This window comes from Niallia nealsonii (assembly GCF_002835805.1).
Taxonomy (GTDB): domain Bacteria; phylum Bacillota; class Bacilli; order Bacillales; family Cytobacillaceae; genus Niallia; species Niallia nealsonii.
Map to the genome: position 1 here is coordinate 1 of NZ_PISE01000072.1, position 1810 is coordinate 1810.

The following is a 1810-nucleotide window of genomic DNA, read 5'->3' on the forward strand; positions in this document are numbered from 1 at the left end:
ACCCTTGGCGGTGAAACTGTGACGGCACTGGACAATGTTAGCCTTTCGATCAATAAAGGCGATTTCATCGCCATTATTGGTCCATCCGGTTCAGGCAAGTCTACGTTGATGAATATGATTGGCTGCTTGGATACTCCAGATTCTGGTGATTATTATTTGGATGGGAAAAATGTCTTTTCGTTAAAAAGCAAGGAGCTCGCAGAAGTACGCAATCATAAAATTGGATTTATCTTTCAATCCTTTAATTTGTTAACGAAACAATCTGCCTTAGAAAATGTGGAGATGCCATTAATCTACCGAGGATTAAGCAATAAAGAACGAAAAGAAGTGGCTTTGGAAGCATTGGATAAAGTCGGGCTGTTAGAACGAGCTGGCCATAAACCAACCGAACTTTCAGGAGGGCAGCAGCAGCGTGTGGCGATTGCCCGCGCCCTTGCTGGAAACCCGCCGATTCTCTTAGCCGATGAGCCAACAGGTGCACTCGACAGTAAAACAGGCGTGGAAGTCATGAGGTTAATCAAAGAATTAAACAGCCAAGGTCATACCATCATCTTGATTACCCATGATTTAGAAATAGCCAAACAAGCCAAACGAGTAATCCGCATTCAAGATGGCAGGCTAATGGAAGCGAAGGAGGTCGTAGTCTCTTGAAGTTCAGTCAAGCAATGAAAGTTTCCTTTAAAAATATTACGATGAATAAGCTGCGGGCAACGTTGACCATGCTTGGCATTATCATCGGAGTGGCCGCAGTAATTGCTCTTACTTCCCTTGGAATGGGCGCTTCCCAATCCGTCTCCGATGAAGTATCGAGCTTAGGAACAACGACTGTTTCTGTTACATTATCAGGAAATTCTAGTGATGAAGAAGTAGTCACGTATGATGAATTGATGTCCTTTGAAGATCTGGATGAAGTAGAGGCAGTTTCTCCGACTGTGACAACAAGCAGCACGGTGAAAAACGGCACCACTTCCAGCGACGGAGTAACGGTAACAGGGATTACTACTTCTTATGAAAAGGTGGAAGAGATCACGCTTCAATCTGGAAGAAATGTAATGGATGTCGACATCGACAATCGCAATAAAGTGGTAGTACTCGGCTATAATGTTGCAACCGAACTTTTCGGTTTTTCCAACCCGATTGATCAAACGGTAAAAATTGATGGCACGACCTTTAAAGTAATCGGAGTGCTTGCTGAACAAGGGGAAGAATTATCTGGATCTGTCGATGATCAAGTATTAATTCCCTTTACAACAGCACAACGTTTTATCGGCCAAACTTATGTGAATTCTGCGACTGTTAATATGACGTCTGAAGATACGGTTGAAATGGGCATGGCGAAAATGAAACAAGAATTGTATAACCAATTCGATGGGGATGAAACATCCTATTCTGTACGAAATCAGTCCTCCGTATCGGAAGCGCTAGATTCTGTATCGAATACAATGACATATCTTCTTGCGGGTATTGCGAGCATCTCTTTAATCGTTGGCGGAATCGGCATTATGAATATTATGCTGGTATCTGTGACAGAACGTACCAGAGAAATTGGCATTCGAAAAGCAATCGGCGCCAAGAAAAAAGATATTATGCTTCAGTTCTTAATTGAAGCAACGGTGCTAAGCGCATTGGGTGGCATATTAGGTGCCTTAATTGGCCTTGGCAGTGCCGAACTGTTATCAAGTGTACTGGATATGACCATGCAAATTACCTGGTGGGTAGTTGGCGGAGCAGTAGGGTTCTCTGTTTTCATCGGTGTCGTTTTTGGGCTTTTCCCAGCGAACAAAGCATCTAACTTAAGTCCGTTAGAAGC

The 1810-nt window shown here is 43.3% G+C and carries 2 protein-coding genes; both read left to right on the forward strand.

Annotated features, from left to right (window positions below):
• Positions 1 to 651: ABC transporter ATP-binding protein (locus CWS01_RS21735; protein WP_101179621.1), on the forward strand; the 651-nt coding region annotated here is incomplete at its 5' end.
• Positions 648 to 1810, forward strand: a 1163-nt coding sequence (locus tag CWS01_RS21740; protein ID WP_101179623.1) for an ABC transporter permease, incomplete at its 3' end; no start/stop codon positions are given. The genes CWS01_RS21735 and CWS01_RS21740, both read left to right, overlap by 4 nt.